This window comes from Rubrivirga litoralis (assembly GCF_031846415.1).
Taxonomy (GTDB): Bacteria; Bacteroidota; Rhodothermia; order Rhodothermales; family Rubricoccaceae; genus Rubrivirga; species Rubrivirga litoralis.
On sequence record NZ_JAVRHT010000006.1, the window covers coordinates 95,175 to 116,108 of the forward strand.

Annotated in this window: 14 protein-coding genes; 10 read left to right on the forward strand and 4 right to left on the reverse strand. The window is 74.0% G+C overall.

Annotated features, from left to right (window positions below):
- Positions 1-223 precede the first annotated feature (223 nt).
- Positions 224-3,940, forward strand: a complete 3,717-nt coding sequence (gene metH / locus RM540_RS04295) for a methionine synthase (protein ID WP_311662298.1) — start codon at positions 224-226, stop codon at positions 3,938-3,940.
- A gap of 45 nt (positions 3,941-3,985) precedes the next feature.
- Here the strand turns inward: metH and RM540_RS04300 are convergent, their stop codons facing one another.
- Positions 3,986-4,654 (reverse strand): hypothetical protein, encoded by a 669-nt coding sequence (locus tag RM540_RS04300; RefSeq protein ID WP_311662299.1) that lies wholly within the window; start codon positions 4,652-4,654, stop codon positions 3,986-3,988.
- A 108-nt stretch (positions 4,655-4,762) separates the two neighbouring features.
- On the opposite strand from RM540_RS04300, the gene hisI reads away from it, so the two are divergent.
- The 7 genes from hisI to RM540_RS04335 all read left to right on the forward strand — a co-directional run bounded on the left by hisI (position 4,763) and on the right by RM540_RS04335 (position 15,480).
- Entirely contained in the window at positions 4,763-5,152 is a 390-nt protein-coding gene (gene hisI, locus RM540_RS04305) for a phosphoribosyl-AMP cyclohydrolase (RefSeq protein WP_311662300.1), read from the forward strand.
- Between the two features lie 134 nt (positions 5,153-5,286).
- On the forward strand, positions 5,287-6,756 hold the full coding sequence (locus RM540_RS04310) for an aldehyde dehydrogenase family protein (RefSeq protein ID WP_311662301.1): 1,470 nt from the start codon (positions 5,287-5,289) through the stop codon (positions 6,754-6,756).
- A 196-nt stretch (positions 6,757-6,952) separates the two neighbouring features.
- A complete protein-coding gene (locus RM540_RS04315; RefSeq protein WP_311662302.1) occupies positions 6,953-9,313 on the forward strand; it encodes a S9 family peptidase in 2,361 nt (786 codons plus the stop codon).
- Positions 9,314-9,390: 77 nt separating this feature from the next.
- Positions 9,391-10,020 carry a hypothetical protein gene (locus tag RM540_RS04320; RefSeq protein WP_311662303.1) on the forward strand — a complete coding sequence of 210 codons (630 nt, stop codon included), beginning with the start codon at positions 9,391-9,393 and terminating at the stop codon, positions 10,018-10,020.
- 108 nt (positions 10,021-10,128) lie between these two features.
- Positions 10,129-10,815: a (d)CMP kinase gene (gene cmk, locus RM540_RS04325; RefSeq protein WP_311662304.1), complete on the forward strand. Its 687-nt coding sequence runs from the start codon at positions 10,129-10,131 to the stop codon at positions 10,813-10,815.
- A gap of 156 nt (positions 10,816-10,971) precedes the next feature.
- Positions 10,972-13,623 carry a 30S ribosomal protein S1 gene (rpsA, locus tag RM540_RS04330; RefSeq protein ID WP_311662305.1) on the forward strand — a complete coding sequence of 884 codons (2,652 nt, stop codon included), beginning with the start codon at positions 10,972-10,974 and terminating at the stop codon, positions 13,621-13,623.
- 300 nt (positions 13,624-13,923) lie between these two features.
- Positions 13,924-15,480 (forward strand): baeRF10 domain-containing protein, encoded by a 1,557-nt coding sequence (locus tag RM540_RS04335; RefSeq protein WP_311662307.1) that lies wholly within the window; start codon positions 13,924-13,926, stop codon positions 15,478-15,480.
- 87 nt (positions 15,481-15,567) lie between these two features.
- Here the strand turns inward: RM540_RS04335 and RM540_RS04340 are convergent, their stop codons facing one another.
- The 3 genes from RM540_RS04340 to RM540_RS04350 form a co-directional block, all read right to left on the reverse strand.
- Positions 15,568-17,121 carry a murein hydrolase activator EnvC family protein gene (locus RM540_RS04340; protein ID WP_311662308.1) on the reverse strand — a complete coding sequence of 518 codons (1,554 nt, stop codon included), beginning with the start codon at positions 17,119-17,121 and terminating at the stop codon, positions 15,568-15,570.
- A 69-nt stretch (positions 17,122-17,190) separates the two neighbouring features.
- Complete coding sequence (locus RM540_RS04345; RefSeq protein WP_311662309.1) at positions 17,191-17,991, reverse strand: DUF4292 domain-containing protein; 801 nt, start codon at positions 17,989-17,991, stop codon at positions 17,191-17,193.
- A gap of 3 nt (positions 17,992-17,994) precedes the next feature.
- Entirely contained in the window at positions 17,995-19,053 is a 1,059-nt protein-coding gene (locus RM540_RS04350) for a tetratricopeptide repeat protein (protein WP_311662310.1), read from the reverse strand.
- Positions 19,054-19,441: 388 nt separating this feature from the next.
- Between RM540_RS04350 and RM540_RS04355 the strand changes: the two genes are divergently transcribed.
- Positions 19,442-19,879, forward strand: a complete 438-nt coding sequence (locus RM540_RS04355; protein ID WP_311662311.1) for a DUF2147 domain-containing protein — start codon at positions 19,442-19,444, stop codon at positions 19,877-19,879.
- Between the two features lie 169 nt (positions 19,880-20,048).
- On the forward strand, positions 20,049-20,558 hold the full coding sequence (locus RM540_RS04360) for an HNH endonuclease (RefSeq protein WP_311662312.1): 510 nt from the start codon (positions 20,049-20,051) through the stop codon (positions 20,556-20,558).
- The last annotated feature ends 376 nt before the right edge of the window (positions 20,559-20,934 follow it).

The following is a 20,934-nucleotide window of genomic DNA, read 5'->3' on the forward strand; positions in this document are numbered from 1 at the left end:
CCCGCCCGCGGTCCCGTACGACGCGTGGGCGGGGCGGCGTCTGCCCCTGCGTTCTGCGGGCGGGGCGGCTCCCTCCCAGACCGCCCCGCCCGCAGTGCGCCGCGGTGCCACGCCGTTGCATGCAACGGCGCTACGCAGGCCGCCCCGCCCCTGGCTGCGGGCGGGGCGGGCATCTTCCGCCCGCCGCCGCTCCGTACGTTCGGTCACCCCGCCCCGCCCCGGCATGACCCCGCTCGACCGCCTCCGCGAGACCCTTCGCCACCGCATCCTCGTCCTCGACGGCGCGATGGGGACGATGGTCCAGGCGCGCGGGATCACCGAGGACGACGTCCGCGGCGAGCGCTTTGCCGACTGGCCCGAGTCGCTGGCCGGCGCCAACGACCTGCTCGTCCTCACGCAGCCCGACGTGGTCCGCGAGATCCACGCGGCGTACTTGGCGGCCGGCGCCGACGTCGTGACCACGAACACGTTCAACGCGCAGGCCGTCTCGCTGGCCGACTACGGCCTGGGCGGCCTCGCGCACGAGCTGAACCAAGCGGCGGCGCGGCTGGCGCGCGAGGCGTGCGACGCGGCCGCCGTCGACGGCCGCCCCCGGTTCGTCGCCGGCTCGATTGGGCCGATGAACCGGACGCTCTCGCTCTCGCCCGACGTCGAGGACCCGGGCTCGCGCGCCGTCACCTTCGACGAGGTCCGCGCGGCCTACGCGACCCAGATCGCCGGGCTCGTCGAGGGCGGGGCGGACGTGCTCCTCGTCGAGACCATCTTCGACACGCTCAACGCCAAGGCCTGCGTCGTGGCGCTCCGCGAGCACCGGCGCGCGCACGGCTCGCTCCCGCCGGTCATGCTCTCGGGGACCGTCGTGGACCAGTCGGGGCGGACGCTCGTGGGCCAGACGGTCGAGGCGTTCTACCACTCGCTCGCGCACGCGCCGGAGCTGCTGTCGGTCGGCCTCAACTGCGCCCTCGGGAGCGCCCAGATGCGGCCGTTTATCGAGGAGCTGAGCGGGGTGGCGCCCGTGTTCACGAGCCTCTACCCCAACGCCGGGCTCCCGAACGAGCTCGGCGGCTACGACGAGGGGCCGGCGTTCATGGCCGAGCAGGCGCGGGCCTACGCCCAGGACGGCCTGCTCAACCTCGTCGGCGGCTGCTGCGGGACCACGCCCGAGCACATCCGCGCCATCGCTGACGCCGTGGGCGGGGCGGCCCCGCGCGTGCCCGCCGCCCCGCCCCGCACGTTCCGCGCGGCCGGGCTGGAGACGCTCACGGTCCGCCCCGACACCAACTTCGTCAACGTCGGCGAGCGGACGAACGTGACGGGCTCGCGCCGCTTCGCGCGCCTGATCCTGGAGGGTGACTATGACGAGGCGCTCGCGGTCGCGCGGCAGCAGGTCGAGGCGGGGGCGCAGATGATCGACGTGAACCTGGACGAGGGGATGCTGGACGGCGAGGCGGCGATGGAGCGGTTCCTGCTCCTCGCCATGTCCGAGCCCGAGATCGCCCGCGTGCCCGTCGTCGTCGACTCGTCGAAGTGGGCGGTCATCGAGGCCGGGCTGAAGTGCGTGCCGGGCAAGCCGGTCGTCAACTCGATCTCGCTCAAGGAGGGCGAGGACGCCTTCCGCGAGCAGGCCGAGCGCGCCCGCGACTACGGCGCCGCCGTCATCGTGATGGCGTTCGACGAGGACGGCCAGGCCGATACGGTCGAGCGCCGGATCGCCGTCTGCGAGCGGGCCTACCGCATCCTGGTCGACGAGGTCGGCGTGCCGGCCGAGGACGTCGTGTTCGACCCCAACGTGTTCGCCGTGGCGACGGGCCTGGAGGAGCACCGCCGCTACGCCATCGACTTTCTCGAAACGACGCGGTGGATCAAGGAGCACCTGCCCCACGCCCGCGTCTCGGGCGGGGTGTCGAACCTGTCGTTCTCGTTCCGCGGCAACGACGTGGTCCGCGAGGCCATGCACTCGGCGTTCCTCTACCACGCCGTCCGCGCCGGCATGGACATGGGGATCGTGAACGCGGGGCAGCTCGCGGTCTACGACGACATCGAGCCCGAGTTGAAGGAGGCCGTCGAGGACGTCCTGTTCGACCGCCGCGACGACGCGACCGAGCGCCTGGTCGACCTCGCCGAAACGCTGCGCGGCACGAGCCCAGAGCGCGAGGCGCAGGCCGAGGCGTGGCGCGACGCGCCCGTCGAGGAGCGCCTGGCCCACGCGCTCGTCAAGGGCATCACGGACTACGTGGACGCCGACACGGAGGAGGCGCGGCAGGCCTACGACCGCCCGCTCGACGTGATCGAGGGGCCGCTCATGGACGGCATGAACCGCGTGGGCGACCTGTTCGGGGCGGGGAAGATGTTCCTCCCGCAAGTGGTCAAGTCGGCCCGCGTGATGAAGCGGGCCGTCGCTGTGCTCACGCCCTACATCGAGGCCGAGCAGGTCGAGGCGACGGCCAAAACGCGCGTGCTCATGGCGACGGTCAAGGGCGACGTCCACGACATCGGCAAAAACATCGTGGGCGTGGTCCTCGGGTGCAACGGCTACGAGGTGATCGACCTGGGCGTCATGGTCCCGTCGGCGCAGATCGTCGAGGCCGCCCGCGAGCACGCCGTCGACGTGGTCGGGCTCTCCGGCCTCATCACGCCCAGCCTGGACGAGATGGTCGCGGTCGCCCGTGAGATGGAGCGGGCGGGGTTGAGGCTCCCGCTCCTCATCGGCGGCGCGACGACGTCGAAGGTCCACACGGCCGTCAAGGTGGCGCCGCAGTACGGCGGCCCGACGGTCCACGTCCTCGACGCCTCGAAAAGCGTCCCCGCCGTCTCAGCGCTGACCTCGGCCGACGGGCGGGGCGGGTTCCTGGCCCAGGTCGCCGCCGACTACGAGACGACGCGCGAGCGCTACGCGGCCCGCCAGCGGTCGCAGGCGCTGCTGCCCCTGGAGGACGCCCGCGCGAACGCCTTCGAGACCGACTGGCAAGCCGTCGACCGCCCCGCCCCCGCCCGCCTCGGCGTCTTTTCCGTCGCGCCGACCGTGGCCGAGCTGCGCGAGTGGATCGACTGGGGGCCGTTCTTTATCGCGTGGGAGATGCGCGGCGCGTCGTACCCGGCCATCCTCGAGGACCCGGACAAAGGCGAGGCGGCGCGGACGCTGTTCGAGGAGGCGAACGACCTCCTGGACGAGATCGAGCGGGGCGGCCTCTTCACGGCGCGCGGCGCGTTCGGCCTGTTCCCCGCCCACGCTGACGGCGACGACATCGTGCTCCACCCCGCCCCGCCCGCCGGTGAGGGCGGGGCGGCGGGCGAGGGCGGGGCGGTCGTGCTCCACACCCTGAGGCAGCAAACCCAAAAAACGCCTGGCAAGCCCAACCGCGCGCTCGCCGACTTCGTGGCGCCGCCCGACGCGGGCGGGGCGGGCGACCACGCCGGCGCGTTCGTGGTCGCCATCCACGGCGCCGAGGCGCTGGCCGACGCCGCCCGTGCCGACGGCGACGACTACCGCGCGATCCTCGCGCAGTCGCTGGCCGACCGGCTCGCCGAGGCCTGCGCCGAGTGGCTCCACGCCCACGTCCGCCGCGAGGCCTGGGGCTACGCGCCGGGCGAGCGCCTGGACCACGACGACCTCGTCCGCGAGCGGTACCGCGGCATCCGCCCCGCCCCCGGTTACCCGGCGCAGCCGGACCACACGGAAAAGGTGACGATCTTCGACCTGCTGGACGCCCGCGAGCGGACCGGCGCTGACCTCACGGAGCACCTCGCCATGACGCCGCCGGCGGCCGTCTGCGGCGTCTACCTCGCGCACCCTGACGCGGCGTACTTCAACCTCGGGCCGGTCGGGCGCGACCAGGTCGAGGACTACGCGGCGCGCAAGGCGGTCCCGGTCGACGAGGTCGAGCGGTGGCTCGGGCCGGTGCTGGCCTACGACCCCGAACCGGCCGCCGCCGCGGCCTGAGGGCGGGGCGGCGGCCGGGGGCGGACGGAGGCGCGGGCGGGGCGGCTAGTCGCCGCCCAGGAACGACTGGAGCCGGAGTCCGTCGCCGTCGTCCCAGAACGTGGCGCGGTAGCCGACCGGGCTGATCGCCTCGCCCGTCGGCACGAACCCGGCCGCCCCGCCCGGCAGCCCCACCTGCCACCACCCGTCGAGGGGCGGGGCGAGGACCGGGAGGACGATCTCGCTGGCGAGCGCGATCGGCGCCCCGCCCGGCGCGTCCAGGACCAGCACGTCCTGGCCGACGACGGCTACGTGCGCGAACGGGTCGAGGTCGTGGGGCCAGAGGCCGGCGACGAAGGGGACCGTAAACGCGCCGTCCTCCTCCACGCTGCCCGCGCCGAGCGCGGCGCCGAGCACGCTCCACACGGGCGCGCCGGCCGGCGAGTCGCCCGAGAACCAGAGGCGCCGGAACGCGTCCGCCCCGCCCGGCCCGTCGTCGAAGGCGACGCGGGCGCCCGGGGCCACGAGCGCCAGCAGATCGGCCGTGTCGCGCCGGGCCACGACGTCCAGGAGGTGCTCGCGGAGGGCGGCGAAGGCGGGCGCGTCGGCCCCGTCGTCGACGGGCGCGAAGTCGCCCCGGTAGACGGGGAGGTCAGGCGGGGCGGCCCCGCCCGGCTCGCAGCCCGAGGCGGCGGCAAAGAGAACGGCGAGGGCGAGAGCGGGGTGAGCCAGCATGGGCGGTGTACGCCGGCCGGCGGAGATCTTTCCCGCGTTATCCTCCCCGCCCGCCGCCCACGCCCGCGCACCTTGGGCGGCCCACCCCGCCCACGCACCCTTACGCAGATGGACCTCCAGCCCCTCCTCGACGCCGCAAAATTCGACGACGACGGCCTGGTCGCCGCGATCGCCCAGGACGACGCGACCGGCGACGTGCTCATGCTCGCCTACATGAACCGCGACACGCTCCGGCAGACGCTCGAGACCGGCGTCATGACCTACTGGAGCCGGTCGCGCCAGAAGGTCTGGGTCAAGGGCGAGACGAGCGGGAACACGCAGGCCGTGAAGTCGGCCTACGTCGACTGCGACGGCGACGCGCTCCTGTTCCGCGTCGAGCAGGCGGGCGGGGCGGCGTGCCACACCGGCCACCGCTCGTGCTTCTACCGCCGCGTCGAGGACGGGGCCCTCGAAGAGACGGACGCGCCGGTCTTCGACGCCGACGCGGTCTACAAGTAGCCGGGCGGACCCGCACGTGCCTCGCGGGGCGGGGCGGGGGCGGCATCGGGCGAGGCCGGACCGGCGCTCGGGGGCTCCGCGGGAACGACGGCCCGCCGGACCCGTGAGCCCGGCCCACCGACTCCACCCCGCCCATGTCCCGCTACAGTCACCTCGGTCAGCTCTTCGTCGCCGGCGAATGGCGCGATGGCTCTGACGGCCAGACCGCCCCGACCGCCAACCCGTACACCGACGAGACGCTCCTCGACGTCGCCCAGGCGACCGAGAGCGACGTCGACGACGCCTACACGGCCGCCGCCGCCGCGCAGGAGGAGTGGGCGGGGTGGCTCCCCACGGAGCGGCAGGCGGTGCTCGCGAAGGCCGTCGAGGTCATGGGCGACCGCCACGACGAGATCATCGAGTGGCTCGTGACCGAGTCCGGGAGCACGCACGTCAAGGCCAGCGCCGAGTTGGGCAACGCGGTCGGCATCACGACCGAGGCCGCGACGTTCCCGCTGCGCATGGAGGGCTCGCTGTTCCCGGGGACGGTCGCGGGCAAGGAGAACCGCGTCTACCGCGTGCCGGTCGGCGTCGTCGGCGTGATCTCGCCGTGGAACTTCCCGTTCCACCTCTCGATGCGGAGCGTGGCGCCGGCGCTGGGCGCGGGCAACGCGGTCGTGCTGAAGCCGGCCTCGAACACGCCGGTCACGGGCGGCACGCTGCTCGGGGCCATCTTCGAGGAGGCCGGCGTGCCGCCGGGGCTCGTGGGCGTGGTCCCCGGCAAGGGGTCGGAGATCGGCGACGCCTTCGTGGCCCACCCCGCCCCGCGCGTGATCTCGTTTACGGGCTCGACGCCCGTCGGGCGGGGCATCGCCGAGCTGGCCGGCAAGCACCTCAAGCGGGTCGAGCTGGAGCTGGGCGGCAACAACCTATTCGTGGTCCTCGACGACGCCGACCTCGACCAGGCCGCGCGCGCGGCGGCGTTCGGGAAGTTTCTCCACCAGGGCCAGATCTGCATCGCCATCAACCGGATCGCCGTTGCCGCGTCGGTCCACGACGCGTTCGTCGAGCGCTTCCTCGACGTCGTGCGCCAGCTGCAGGCGGGCGACCCGCGCGACGAGGCCACGTTCGTCGGCCCGATCATCGACGACGACCAGCTGGAGTCGGTGCTCGACGTGCTCCAGCGGACGGTCGACGCCGGGGCCACGGTCGCCTTGGGCGGCGAGCCCGAGGGCCGCGTGGTCCCGCCGACGGTCCTCACGGGCGTGGCGCAGGACATGCCGGCGGCCGAGGAGGAGATCTTCGGCCCCGTCGCCCCGGTCCTCTCATTCGAGACCGACGACGAGGCGCTGGCGATCGCGAACGCGACCGACTACGGCCTCTCGGGCGCCGTGTTCACGGCCGACATCGAGCGCGGCGTGGCCTTCGCGCGGCGCGTCAGGACGGGGATGATCCACGTCAACGACATGTCGGTCAACGACGAGCCGCACGTGGCCTTCGGCGGGCGGGGCGCGAGCGGGCTCGGCCGGTTCGGCGGCCAGTGGGCGCTCGACGCCTTCTCGACCGTCCAGTGGGTGTCCGTCCAGCACACCCCGCGCGACTACCCGCTGCCCGGCGTGGAGTAGGGCGGGGCGGGGGAGAGGCGAGAAGAGGAGTAGAGGGGGAAGACGAGAAGAGGCGGGGCGTGTGTCCTCCAGTCCTCTTCTCATCCGGCCCTCTTCTCCTCCAGTCCTCTTCTCCTCCCGCGCCGGGCGGGGCGGCCGTCCGCGTACTTTGCGACCTCGCGGTCCCGTTCGGCCTCTCCCCACCCCGCCCCGCCCGATGCGCCCTTCGCTCCTGCTCGTCGCCCTCCTCGTCATCGCCGGCTGCGCGTCCACGGAGCCGGCGGCGCCCGCTGCCCCGCCCGCCGCCGCCCCGCCCGTGTCGGAGAGCCGCGTGCCGGCGCGGGCCACGGCGGCCGCCGAGCTCACGCTCGAGAAGCTGTTCGCGTCGCCGGAGTTCGCGGCCGAGTCGTTCCAGGGCGGCCGGTGGGCCGAGAGCGGGGCGCGCCTCCTCTACGTGGACCAGGACCGCGAGGCCGGCACCTCGAACCTGGTCGAGATGGACCTGGAGAACGACGGCCGCCGCGTCCTCATCGACGGGAGCGTGCTCGCTAAGCCCGACGGCGAGGGGCTCGTCCAGATCGAGGACTACGCCTACTCCGCCGACGGCTCCAAAGCCCTCCTCTACACCGACTCGGAGCGCGTGTGGCGGCTCAACACGAAGGGCTATTACTACGTGTTCGACCTGGAGACGAACGCGCTCCGGCCGGTCGCCGACCGCTCCGAAGGGCTCCAGATGTTCGCCAAGTTCGACCCCGCCGCCCAGCGCGTCGCGTTCGTCCGCGACCGGAACCTCTACGTCGTCGACCTCGCCACGGGCGATGAGCGGGCGCTGACGACGTCCGGCGGCCCGGGCGCCGTCATCAACGGCACGTTCGACTGGGTCTACGAGGAGGAGTTCGGGCTCCGCGACGGGTTCCGCTGGAGCCCCGACGGCCGCTACATCGCCTTTTTTCAGCTGGACGAGAGCGCGACGCGGGACTTCCAGATGACCGACTTCCGCACGCTCTACCCCGAGACCACGAGCTTCCGCTACCCCAAGGCCGGCGAGGCCAACGCCGAGGTCCGCGTGGGCGTCGTCGACGTGGCGACCGGCGAGACCACGTTCTTCGACACGGACACCTGGTTCGAGGGCGGCGACGAGACCGAGTACCTCGCCGGCATGGGCTGGACGCCGGCCCTGGACGACGGCCGCGCCGACGTCTGGATGCTCCGCCTCAACCGCGACCAGAACCACGCCGACCTCCTCTACGGCGACCCCGAGACGGGCGACGTGGAGCAGGTCCTGGAGGAGGAGAACGACAGCTACATCGAGGTCGAGACCGGCTTCTCGGACGTCGCGACCGGCACGATCACCTACCTCGACGACGGCGACCACTTCGTGTGGCGCTCCGACCGCGACGGCTACGGCCACCTCTACCTCTACGACAACGACGGCGCGTTCGTCCGCCAGGTCACGCGCGGCCCCTGGGACGTCACCGACTTCCACGGCGTCGACGAGGCCGAGGGCGTCGCCTACGTGACGACGACGGCGGCGTCGCCGCTCCAGCGCCACCTCTACCGCGTCCCGCTCGGCGGCGGCGAGCCCGAGCAGGTCACGAGCGGGGCGGGGTGGCACAGCGTCGACCTGTCGCGCGACTTCGACTACTTCACCGACACCTACTCGACGGCCACCGCCCCGCCCACGACCACGCTCTACCGGACGAGCGGGGAGGAGGTGGCGGTGCTCATCGACAACGAGGACCTCGCCGAGCGGATCGCGGCCTACGGCCTCCCGGCCCCCGAGTTCACGACGGTCCCCGGCGCCGACGGCGAGCCGCTGAACGCGTACGTGATCCGCCCGAGCGACTTCGACGCGTCGCGCGAGTACCCGCTCCTCATCCACACCTACGGCGGGCCGGGCTCGCAGGAGGTGACCGACCGCTGGGCCGGCACGGAGCGGCTGTGGCACCAGTACCTCGCCGAGACCCACGGCATCCTCGTTGCCGGCGTCGACAACCGGGGGACGGGCGGCCGCGGCAAGGCGTTCAAGACGGAGACGCAGAACCGGCTCGGGATCCTGGAGGCCGAGGACCAGATCGCCGCCGCCCAGCACTTCGGCGCGATGCCCTACGTGGACTCCGACCGCATGGGGATCTGGGGGTGGAGCTACGGCGGATACCTCACGCTCCTCGCCATGACCTATGACGACGGCCCCGAGACCTTCCACGCGGGCGCGGCCGTGGCGCCGGTCACGTCGTGGCGCCAGTACGACACGATCTACACCGAGCGCTACCTCTCGACGCCGCAGAAGAACCCCGGGGGTTACGACCTGGGCAGCCCCACGACCTACGCCGACCGGCTCGCGCCGGGCCAGGACCTCCTCATCGTCCACGGCGACGCCGACGACAACGTCCACGTCCAGAACAGCTACGCGATGGTCGACGCGCTCCAGGCGGCCGGCAAGCAGTTCGACCTCATGATCTACCCGGGCCGGAACCACGGCATCTACGGCGGGGGCACGCGGCTCCACCTGTACACGCTGCTGACGGACTTTTTCGCCGAGTCGCTGGGCGGGGCGGGGCCGGTGGCGCAGCGCTAGCCGCCCCGCCCGCTGGGAACAGGCGGGGCGGCGGATCGTCTGTGACGTCCCTCACCAGCCTGTACGGCCGGTACGTTATGAGACGTCCGCTCGTGCTCGCCCTCCTCGTCTTTGCCTCGCCCGCGCTGGCGCAGTCGGGTGGCGCCGTGAGCGCCGAACTGAAAGCGCTCGCCGACGCGGATCAGGCCGACCGGCAGGCGAACATGGATGGGACGATGCCGTGGAGCGTCGTCGCGGCAGCGGACTCCATGCGCCTCGCACGTGTGGAAGCGCTCACCGGGGCGGGGCGGCTCCGCACCGGCGCCGACCTCTACCACGCGGCGCTCGTGTTCCAGCACGACATCACGCCGTACAGCCTCTACCGGGCTTACACGCTCTCCCGGCGGGCGTACGAAGAGGATGGCAACGAGGATGCTCGATGGCTGGTGCCCCGTGCGTACGATCGATGGCAGCAGTCGATTGGCCGGCCCCAAGTCTACGGCACGCAGGCGTTCGGCTCTCCCCGAGACACGACGGACCACGACCCAACAGACAACAGCGGGGCAGAGCTTGTGTGGTCGCTCGGGAACGCGGACCTCGACGCCGTCTCTGACGAGGAGCGAGCGCGGTGGGGCATCCGCCCGGCGGCGGCGGTCCGAGAAATGATCGAGTGCCTTAACACGACCGGCGACTTTGAGCGGTGCGACGCCGCCTGGAAGGGCGAGTAGCGCCCGCCCCGCCCACGTTCCACGCCGTCTTCCCACCCCGCCGCTAGGGCGGGGCGGGGCGGGCGCCTACCTTGACGGGCTCCCCGCCGCCCCGCCCCCGTTCTGCCCGTGATCGTAGCCCTCGACGGCCCCGCCGGGTCTGGCAAGAGCACGACGGCCCGGCGCGTGGCCGAGCGGCTCGGGTGGCTCTACCTCGACACCGGCGCCATGTACCGGGCCGTCGGGGTCGCCTTCCGCGACCGGGGCCTCCCGTTTACCGCCGCCGCCGCCCGCGACCTCCTGCCCGCCCTCGACGTCCGCCTCCGCCCCGCCCCCGACCGCACGCGCGTCGCCCTCGACGGCGTCGACGTGACCGACCGGATCCGGACGGCGCAGGCCGCCGAGGACGCCAGCCGCGTGAGCAAGCTCGCGCCCGTCCGCGAGGCCATGGTGGCGCTCCAGCGGACCGTCGCCCGCGAGACCGACGCGGGCGGGGTGGTCGCCGAGGGCCGCGACGTCGGCACGGTCGTGTTCCCCGACGCCGACGTCAAGTTCTTTCTGGTCGCTGACCTCGACGCCCGCGCCCGCCGCCGCCTCGCCGACTTTGCCGCGTCCGACGCGGGCGGGGCGGGATCCGGCGGCGACCCCGCGGCGTTCGAGAAGGTCCGCGCCGAGATCGCCGAGCGCGACCGGCGTGACGAGAGCCGGGCACTCGCCCCGCTCCGCCCCGCCCCCGACGCCCGGCGCCTGGACACGACGGCGCTCTCGGTCGAGGACCAGGTCGACGAGGTGCTTCGCGCCGTCCGCGACCGCTAGCGCAGGCGATCCGACCCGTTTTCCCGTTTATCCCCTCCCGCGCCGCGTCGGCTTGCCGACGAGAGGCCGCGACGCGGGACGTTTTTCTCACTCCTAAACCCCACCGCGGCGCCCCTCGCCTCTCGCCCGTCTGGGCGGTCGCCGTTGCTCCCCTTTATGGCTAACGAACCCAACACCCCCGAGACGTCGGACGACGCCTCCACCCCCCAGGCCGACGGCGCCCCCGAGGCGGCCCCCGACGTCACCCCGCCCGCCTCCGACGACGGCGAGGGCGGCGGCCTCCTCAGCACCGTGACGCACGCCGTCGAGTCGGCCGTGGAGACCGCGGCTGACGCGGCCAAGACGGTCGCCGACACCGTGGCCGACGTCGTCACCGACCTCGTCGAAGGCGACGAGGACGCCCCGCAGGGCGGCGCCCCGTCCGGCGACGGCGCGTCCGGCGACGGCGCCATGGGCGCGCCCGTGCTCGGCTACACCGGCAAGGACCTCGGCCGGACCATCTCGATCGACGACCTCAACGCCGCCGACGCTAAGAACGCTGGCGTCTCCGGCATCGGGGCCTCGGCCAAGGTCATGGACCGCGGCGCCGAGCCCGACGAGATGGAGACCCTCTACGGGTCGTCCATGTCGGCCGTCGAGGCGGATCAGATCGTGACCGGCAAAGTCGTCGGCCTCACCGAGAAGGAGGTCGTCGTCGACATCGGGTTCAAGTCGGACGGCGTCGTCGCCAAAAACGAGTTCGGCGAGGTGCCCGAGATGGGCGACGAGATCGACGTCTACGTCGACCGCCTGGAGGACCGCCGCGGGCAGCTCACGCTGAGCTACGCGAAGGCCAACGACAAGCTCCGCTGGAACATCTTCGAGGGTGCTCTTGAGAGCGGGGCGGTGATCGAGGGTGAGATCGTCAAGCGCATCAAGGGCGGCATGATCGTCAACCTGCTGGGCTCGGAGGCTTTCCTTCCCGGCTCCCAGGTCGACGTCCGCCCCGTGCGCGACTTCGACGTCTATCTGGGCAAGACGATGGAGTTCAAGGTGGTCAAGACGAACCCGGGCAACGGGAACGTCGTGATCTCGCACAAGGCGCTCATCGAGAAGGACCTCCAGGAGCAGCGCGAGCACATCCTCGACTCGCTCGAAGTGGGCCAGGTGCTCGAGGGCCAGGTCAAGAACATCGTCAACTTCGGCGCCTTCGTCGACTTGGGCGGCGTCGACGGGCTCCTCCACATCACGGACATCTCGTGGGGCCGGGTCGGCCACCCGTCCGAGGTGCTGGAGCTCGACCAGAAGCTGAACGTCGTCGTCCTCGACTACGACAAGGAGCGCCAGCGGATCTCGCTGGGCTACAAGCAGCTCCAGAAGCACCCGTGGGACGACCTCGCCGAGCGCCTCGTCGAGGGCATGGAGATCGAGGGCCGCGTGGTGTCCGTCACCGACTACGGCGCCTTCGTCGAGGTCGAGCGTGGCATCGAGGGGCTCGTCCACATCTCCGAGATGTCGTGGACGGAGCACGTCAAGCACCCGACTCAGAAGGTCCAGCTGGGCCAGACGGTCAACGTGAAGGTGCTCAAGGTCGACGAGGACTCGAAAAAGATCTCGCTCGGCATGAAGCAGCTCGAGCCCGACCCGTGGGAGGGGCTCCTGGAGCGGTTCCCGGTCGGGACGATCACGCGCGGCAAGGTCCGCAACATCACGACCTTCGGCGCCTTCGTCGAGATCGAGCCCGGCATCGACGGCCTCGTCCACGTCTCGGACTTGAGCTGGACGCGGCGCGTGAAGCACCCGTCTGAAGTGGTCAAGAAGGGGATGGACCTCGACGTCATCGTCCTCGACATCGACATCGCCCAGCGGCGGATCTCGCTCGGCCACAAGCAGGTCTCGACGGACCCGTGGGCGAAGGTGGCCGAGGTGTACACCGAGGGCGCCGACGCGGTCGGCGCGGTCGCGGAGATCAACGACGGCGGCGTCGTCGTCGACCTCCCGCTCGACGTCGAGGCGTTCGTCCCGGCGAGCCACCTCCAGCGCTCGGGCCGCCCGATGGACTCGTACCAGATCGGCGACGAGCTCGAGCTCCAGGTGATCCGCATGGACCGCGAGGACCGCGAGTTGGTCATGTCCGAGACGGCCAAGGTCCGGTCGGCCGAGCGCGCCGAGCGCAGCGCCGAGAACCGGGAGCGCCAGACCCAGCAGCGCGAGGAGCGCCGCCAGGTCGAGTCGTACGGGAGCCGCCAGTCTGGCCCCGCCACGCTCGGCGAGATCTCGGGTCTGGAGGCGCTCCGCCAGCAGATGGCGGAGGCCGAGGCCAACGCGGTCTCCGACGAGGACACGAACGAGCCGCCCGTCGTGGGCGGCAAGGCCACGTCGCAGCTCGAAGGGACCGTCGGCGAGGCCAACCGCGTCGTCGAGCAGACCGACGAGACGGCCCCCCGCGGGTCTGACGAGGTCACGTCGCAGCGCCAGCCCAAGGGGGCGGCTCTGCCGTCGGCCGAGAACTCGGAGGCCACCTTCAAGTCCGGCGGCCAGCCGGCGGAGGGCTCGCTCGCGAGCGCCGTCGAGACGGCCACGGGCCAGGAGACGCCGACGACCGCTGTCACGACCGAGCCCGACTTTGTCGGCCCGAACGTGGACTCGGTCGACGACGTTGACGTCCCCGAGGTGCTCGAGAAGCCGGCCGGCGAGGTCGTCGCCGACGCCCTCGGCACCGACGACGCGCCGGAGCCGGACACCGAGCTCGGCGGAGCGTCCGCGACCATAGAGGGCGACCTCGACGCGCTCCGCGGCGAGGACACGGACGAGGACGACAAGGCGTAACCGCCCCGCCCCGCCCGTCGGAACGGCGGCGGCCCCTCCGGGGGCCGCCGCTTTTTTGTTGGGGCGGGGTGGCGTCGCAGGCCGCCCCGCCCCCGCGCGCTCGGCGGGCGGGGTGGTGCCGGAACGTCGGCGTTCCGCCCGCCCCGGACACGGCGAGCCGTATCCCTACGAGCGCCCCGGGCGGGGTGGGCGTCGTCCCGCCCCGCCCTCCGTCGTGGCGGCGCTGGGGCGGAGCGGCTCCAGGTGGGGGAGCCCCTGCCGCGCCTCGGCGTAGGAGGCGGCTCTCCCCCCGCCCCGCCCTTGACCCTCGACGCCGACCACCTCCGCGCCCTCTCCGACCTTGCCGGCCCCGAGCGCGCGTTCCTCACCGTCTACCTCGACGCCGACGACGAGCGCTCGGTCCTCGACGAGCGGTTCGCGCGCGTCCGCTCGCTGCTGGCCGACCAGCCCGAAGAGACCGAGCACTTCGAGCAGAACCTGGCCGTCGTGGGCAAGCTCCTGGACGGCCAGAGCGCCCCGGCGGGCGGGGCGGTCGTCGCGTTCGCGGGGTGGGCCGCCGACCTCGCCAAGGCGTACCCGCTCCCCGAGCCCGTCGGCACGCGCGTGTGGATGGGCGACGCGCCGTACGTCCGCCCGGCGTACGAGCTCCTGGAGGAGCACGAGACGTTCGCCGTCGCCGTCGTGGACAACACGTCGGCCAAGATCTACTACGTCGCGCCGGACGAGGTCGACGAGGAGGGGAGCGTGCGGGGCGACGTCAAGAACCGGGTCAAAAAGGGCGGGTGGAGCCAGAAGCGCTACGCGCGGCGCCGCGAAAAGCAGATCGAGCAGTACGCCGCCGAGATCGCGGGCGACCTCCAGGCGCTCGACCACGAGCGGCCGTTCTCGCGCCTCGTGCTCCTGGGCTCCGACGAGCCCGTGCGCGCCGTCGAGGAGGCGCTCGCCACCCCGCTCCAGGACAAGCTCGTCGGCACGCGGGCCGTGTCGGCGGACGCAAGCGAGGACCAGCTTTTGGACACGGCCGCCGAGGTCGCCGAGGCCGGCGAGCGCCAGGACGAGGAGGACCTGTGGGTGGCGATCCGCGAGCAGGGCGTGGGGCCGGGCCTCGCCGCGTTCGGGGCGACCGACGTGATGGAGGCGCTCCGCCAAGCCCGCGTGGAGGCCGTGCTGGTGGACCGCGAGGCCGAGATCGCCGGCACCAAGTGCCGGACCTGCGAGCACGTCGCGCACGGGACGCCCGACACCTGCGGCGTGTGCGGCTCGAGCGACGTGTTCCGCGTCGACCTCGTCGAGGCCATGACCGAGCAGGCCGTCCGCACCGGGGCCGAGGTCGACTTTACCGACCCGTTCCCCGCGCTCACCGACGCGGGCGGGGTGGCCGCGCTCCTCCGGTACTCGCTGGACGAGAGCCACGGCGAGCAGGAAGAGCGGGAACGCCTGGAGCGGGTCGAGCGGGAGCTCGCCGAGCGCGAGGCCGCCGCCCCGCCCGCGGGCGACGGAGCGGCTGCGGAGACCGCGCCGCCTGTGGACTCCGAAACGGTGCCGCCCGCAGAGCCCGTGACCACGGAGCCCGTGGACGTAGAGCCGGTGGCCGCGGAGCCGCCCGCCCCGCCCGTCGAGCCCGCCCCGCCCGTGGCCGAGCCCACTCCGCCCGTGGCCGAGCCGCCCGTGGCTGAGCCCGCCCCCGAGCCCCAGCCAGCGGCGGACCGCAAACGTGCGGCCGACCGCGCTCCCGCCGCCCCGCCCGCTGCTGAAGAAGCGCCTGCAACGGCGCGCAAGCCCGCCTGGGCGATGCTCGGATGGATCCTCCTCGCCCTCCTGGTGATCGCGGTGATTGTCCTCCTCGCCGTTGGCTAGGGCCGCTGACGCCGTCGCGGTCGACCGTGCCGCCCCGCCCGCGCGTCCGGGCGGGGTGGAGGAAGTGTCCGCCCCGCCCCCGGCGGCCTAGCGGAGCCAGCGGGTGGGGTTGACGGCCTCCCCGCCCTCGAAGAGCGCGAAAAAGAGCTGGCTCCCGCGCCGCGAGCCGGCCGTCCCCGCCCGGCCTACGGCCTGCCCCGCACGGACCCGCTGGCCCTGGCGGACCGAGACGCCGGAAAGGTTGCCGTAGATGGTCGTGTAGCCCCCGTGCGAGACCATGACGAACGTGCCGTAGGTGGCCATCGTCCCCACGCGCTCGACGACGCCGTCGAAGACGGAGCGCGCGGGCGCGGCCGGCGCCGTGGCGATGTCGATCCCGATCGAGGACACGGCCGTGCCGTAGACGGGGTCCGTCCGCTTCCCGAACGCGCCGACGACGGTGCCGCTGGCGGGGCGGGGGAGGCGCCCGCGGTTCTGGCGGAACGAGCCGGTCAGGTCGACCGCCCGCTCGGCGGCGGGCTCGGGGCGGGGCGCAGGCCGCGCGGCGGGGCGGGGCGCCGGCCGAGGCGCAGGACGCGGGGCGGGGCGGGCTTCGGCGATGGGCGCCGACGGCTCGGCGGCCGGTGTCGGGGCGGGGCGGGCGGCCTCGGGCTGCGGGCGGGGCGGCGCCGGGCGCGGGGCGGCGGGCTCGGCGGCGCGCTGGGCGGGGCGGCGGCGGAACGACTCGGCCTCAGCGGCGCGGCGTGCGGCCTGGTCGGCGCGCCGCTGGACCTCGGCCTGGCGGGCCGCTTCGGCGACGCGCTCGGCCTCGGCCTGGCGGGCGGCTTCGGCTTGTCGGGCTGCCTCGGCTTGGCGGGCGATCTCGGCGCGGCGCTCGGCTTCGGCGCGCTCGGCGGCCTCGCGCTGACGCCGGGCCTCCTCGGCGCGTGCGCGCTCCTGGGCGACGAGGTCGCGTACGAGCCCGGCGAGTTGGTCGGCGTCGCTCCGCCGCTGGTCCAACTCGGTCTCGAGGCGGCCCCGCTGCGTCCGCAGCTCGGCGACGAGGCCAGCCCGTTCGCGGCGGCTCGCGGCGAGCTGGTCGCGCTCGGCGCGGCCCTGCTCCAGGAGCCGCTCGGTCGCCGCGAGCGAGGCGCGCACGTCCTCCTCGCGCGACCGGAGAACGGCCGTCTTCCGGCCGATCTGCTCGACTTCCCCGCGCCGCTGCTTCGCGAACTGCTGGAGGTACCGGGCGCGGACGATCATCTGGTTCACCGAGCCCGCGGCCAGGATGAGCGCGAGGCTGTTCCGGCGGCCGTGCATGTAGGCGTGCCGCGCGCGCGCTCGGTACGACGCCTTGGCCGCGTCGATCTCGGACTCGAGCCGCTCGATGGACCGCTGGAGCTCGCGGGTCTCGCCGCGGATCGAGGCCGTCTGCGTCTCGTAGCCGTCGACGAGCTGCCGGCGGAGAATGATCTCAGCGTCCAGCCCTTCGAGCGCGCGGAGCTCGGACGTCTCCTGGCTCCGCGCCTGCCGGACCTGCCCCTCGACGCCCCGGACCTGCTCGCGGAGGCTCGACAGTCGCGCCTCGGTTTCGGCCCGGCTCTGCCCCCAGGCCGGGGCGGCGACGAGCGCGGTGAGGAGGAGGAGCGGGGCGAGGCGCATCGGGGGGCGGGGCGGCGTCCGAATCTAGCGAGCGGGGCGGGGGAGACGCTCCCGTTCCACCCCGCCCGGTTACTGAATGGGGAACGCCTCATAGTCCGCCGGCCGCTCGAACCGGAGCCGGAGGTCGGGCGGGTTGACGGCGAGGCGCCGGTGCTCCAGCGTGACCGTGGTGCCGCCGCCCCGGAGGCGGACGCGGCGCGGGAGGACCACGCCGTCGACCGTGTCGAACGCCTCGGCTTCGACGCCGCCCACCGACCGCCCCGCCCCGTCGAACTCGCGCACGCGAACGACCCGCCACAGCGCGGGGTCGACGGTGATCTCGCGGGCGGCCCCGCTCGGCAGGCGCCCGACGAGCCGGTAGAGCCCGTCCTGCGCCGTGAGCGACCACGCCACGCCGGCGTCGGGCACGAGGAGGCCGAGCGCCGCCTGCGCCAGCCGCTCCGACGACCCGGCCCCCGGCACGTAGCGCTCGGCGGCCGCGGCGGGGCCGTAGAACAGCTGGCGGTTGATCCGGTCGGCCGCGTAGAACGAGTCGGGCGTGGCCAGGCCCCGCCCGGCGACCACGCCGAGCGGCCCGCGGACGACCACGGCGACGCTGTCGGCGAGCCGGGCGCGGAAGCTGAACGAGGCGCTCTGGCTCCCGTCCGGGCCGTCGACCACGAGGTCGCCGTCGGCCGCCGCGCTCTGGACCGGGGCCACGGACGCGGCGACGGCCCCGATGACCTGGTCGACCGAGTGGTCGGGGTAGCCCGCGGCCGTCGCGTCGGGAGCGTCCCGTACGAGCGGCCCCGTCGGGCCGCAGCCGGCGGCGACGAGCGCGAGCAGGACGAGGGCGGGGCGGACCCCGACGGTCGGCGCTACGTGGGGCATGGGCTAGCCGTCGGTCGCGGCGAGGACGCGGTCGAGCCGCGCGCGGAGGTCGTCAGCGTCGGGGGCATCACCTTGCGCGTCGAGGGCGGCGCGAGCGCGCTCGGCGGCGCGGCGGGCGTCGGCGGGGCGGCCGGCGGCGAAGTACGCCTCGGCGGCCGGCGTGGCGACGGCGGGGACGGCGGGGAACAGGAGGAGGGCGTCGTCGGCGACGGCGCCCGCGCGCGGGTCGCCCGACGCGGCGAGCGCCTGCAAGGCCCGTGCCCAGACGTCGAGCCGCCGCGGGTCGGCCTCGACCGTGGCCAGGAGCGCGTCGACGGACTCCGCCCCGCCCTCGGCGGTTTGGCCCACGGCGGCCTCGCCTCCGACCGCCCCGCCCTCGGCTGCGGGCGGGGCGGCGTCCGCCGTGGCGTCGGGGCGGGGCGGGGCGGCGAGCGCGGCGACGCGGCGGCGCGCGGTGGGGTCGTCCGGGGCCAGCCGCTGGGCGGCCCGGGCCGCGTCGAGGGCGGCCTCGGCGTCGCCGGCCCGCTCGTACAGCGCCGAGAGCCGGAGTCGGGCCGCCGCCGTGTCGTGGAGGCGGACCCCGGCGGCGAGCGCCTCGCGCTCGGCGTCGCCCCGCCCCGCCCGGGCGTAGAGGCCGGCGAGCTCTTCCCACACGGCCGGGTCGTCAGGCGCCAGCGACCGGGCCGCCTCGGCGGCCTCGACCGCCTCGACCGGCCGCCCCGCCCGGTCGAGCGCGCGCGCGAGCCCGAGGCGGACGTCGGCGGAGGCGGGCGCGAGCGCCGCGGCGCGCTCGGCGTAGAACAGGGCGTCGGCGGCCTCGCCGCGCGCGAGCGCCACCTCGGCGCGGGCGTCGTAGACCGCCGGGTCGTCCGGGCGGAGCGCGAGGACCTCGTCGAGCGCGGCGGCAGCGGCTCCGTCGTCGCCGACGGCGTGGAACGTGAGCGCGCGGACGAACCGGCCCTCGACGTAGGCCCGCTGCTCGGCGGCGTCGCGGGGCTGTGCGGCGGCGGCCCCGGCGGCGCCGAGGACGAGCGCGAGGAGGGCGGGGCGGGGGAGGGGCATGGGGCAAGATCGCTCGGGCCGGCGAACGCGGACCGCCCCCGAGTTCGTGCGGCCGCCTCGCGGCGCTCCGTCCTGTGATGAGGGCAGCGGCGAGCACAGGCGTGCACGCCTGCGGCTGGCGCGGCGTCAGGAACGGCGGCGCCACGCGCCCGCACGGGCTCCCGCCCCGCCCGCCCGAGCGGGGCGGTGTAGGACGAGCCCGAAGGCGCTTCAAATCGCTAGGCGTCCCCGTCCACACGTGCGACAGCGGCCGAACGGGGCGGCACATGCGAACACAGGTTGCGACTCGTTTAAGGCCGGCAACGCCGGGACGAACGTCTGGAACGGCTCTTGATACTCTCTCGCCGGCCGCCGTCCGGCCGCCCCGCCTCATCCACCCGCTCACACAATGACCCGACTCTCCCTCCGCGCCCTCGGCGCCCTCGCCCTCTTTGCGTTCGCTCTCCCCGCCCTCGCGCAGACGACGCCTGTCGGCACGTGGCGGACGATCAACGACGACACTGGCGAGCCTCAGTCGCTCGTCCGCATCTACGAGCGCGACGGGGAGCTCTACGGCGAGATCGCCGGCCTCCTCCCCGAAGGCCGCGTCTGCGAGGACTGTGACGAGGAGTACCGCGGGAGCGACATGAAGGGCGTCGAGATCCTCCGCGACTTTGAGCGCGACGGCGACACCTGGAAGGGCGGCCGGATCACGGACCCCCAGAGCGGGAAGACGTACAAGGCGAAGATGGAGGTCGAGCGCGACGGGCGCCTCAAGGTGTGGGGCTTCGTCGGGTTCGACTCCCCACTCACGCGGCGGACGCAGTACTGGGAGCGCGTTCAGTAGCGCCCCGCTTTACGTCCCCGACGGCGCCCCCGGCACACGAGTGCGGGGGGCGCCGCCGTATTATGCGGGCGGTCGGCGACGGTGCCGGCCCGCAGCCGACGCGCGCCTTCCCAACGTCGTCCCCCACCGCGTTCCTCCGAGGAGACTCCCCGCCCAGGGCGGGGCGGTCATGAGCGCGCTTGCCGGGCACGTCCTGGTCCTCAACCAGGACTACCAAGCGCTCTCGGTGTGCAGCGTCGAGCGCGCGGTCGGGCTCGTGTTCCTCCACAAGGCGGAGGTCGTCGAGAACCGGACGGACCGGGCGCTGCGGACGGCCCGGGCGTCGTACCCGTGGCCCAGTGTGGTCCGCCTCAAGCGCTACGTCCGCGTCCCCTACCGGAAGGTGCTCCTGACCCGGCGCAACGTGCTCCGCCGCGACCACCACCGCTGCGTCTACTGCGGGGCCGCCGACCGCCTGACGATCGACCACGTCGTCCCCAAGTCGCGGGGCGGGGCGGACTCGTGGGAGAACCTCGTCGCGGCCTGCACGCCGTGCAACAACCGGAAGGGGAGCCGGACGCCGGACGAGGCGGGCCTCCAGATGCGGAAGCGCCCCTACCGCCCGAGCCACGTGATGTACATGCGCGACTTTATCGGGACCGGCGAGGAGGCGTGGAAGCCGTACCTGTTCGCGGCGTAGCAGGGAAAAGGGAAAAGGGAAAAGGGAAAAGGGAAAAGGCGCGCGCGGGCGGGGGGGTGCCCGTTTTGTTCCGCCCCGCCCGCTCACATCTGGACGGGGCGGTGATAGGGGAGGCCGCTGTCAACGGGAGGCGGCGGCAGTCCCCCTCCTGGATAGGAGGGGCTAGGGGTGGTAGATGACGCGGGCGGGGCGGTCCCGAACGGTGCCTCCGCCCCGCCCGTGGCTCCCCCGTCGCACGAACTGTCCCCCTTGAACAAGGGGGACAGCCCATGCCGCGCGGAGCGGAGCGGTGGCGGCCTTGGCGGGGGGTGCGTTCGCCAGACACGAGCGGGCGGTGCCCGACCACCCCGCCCCCGCACAGTGCTGGCGGGGTGGG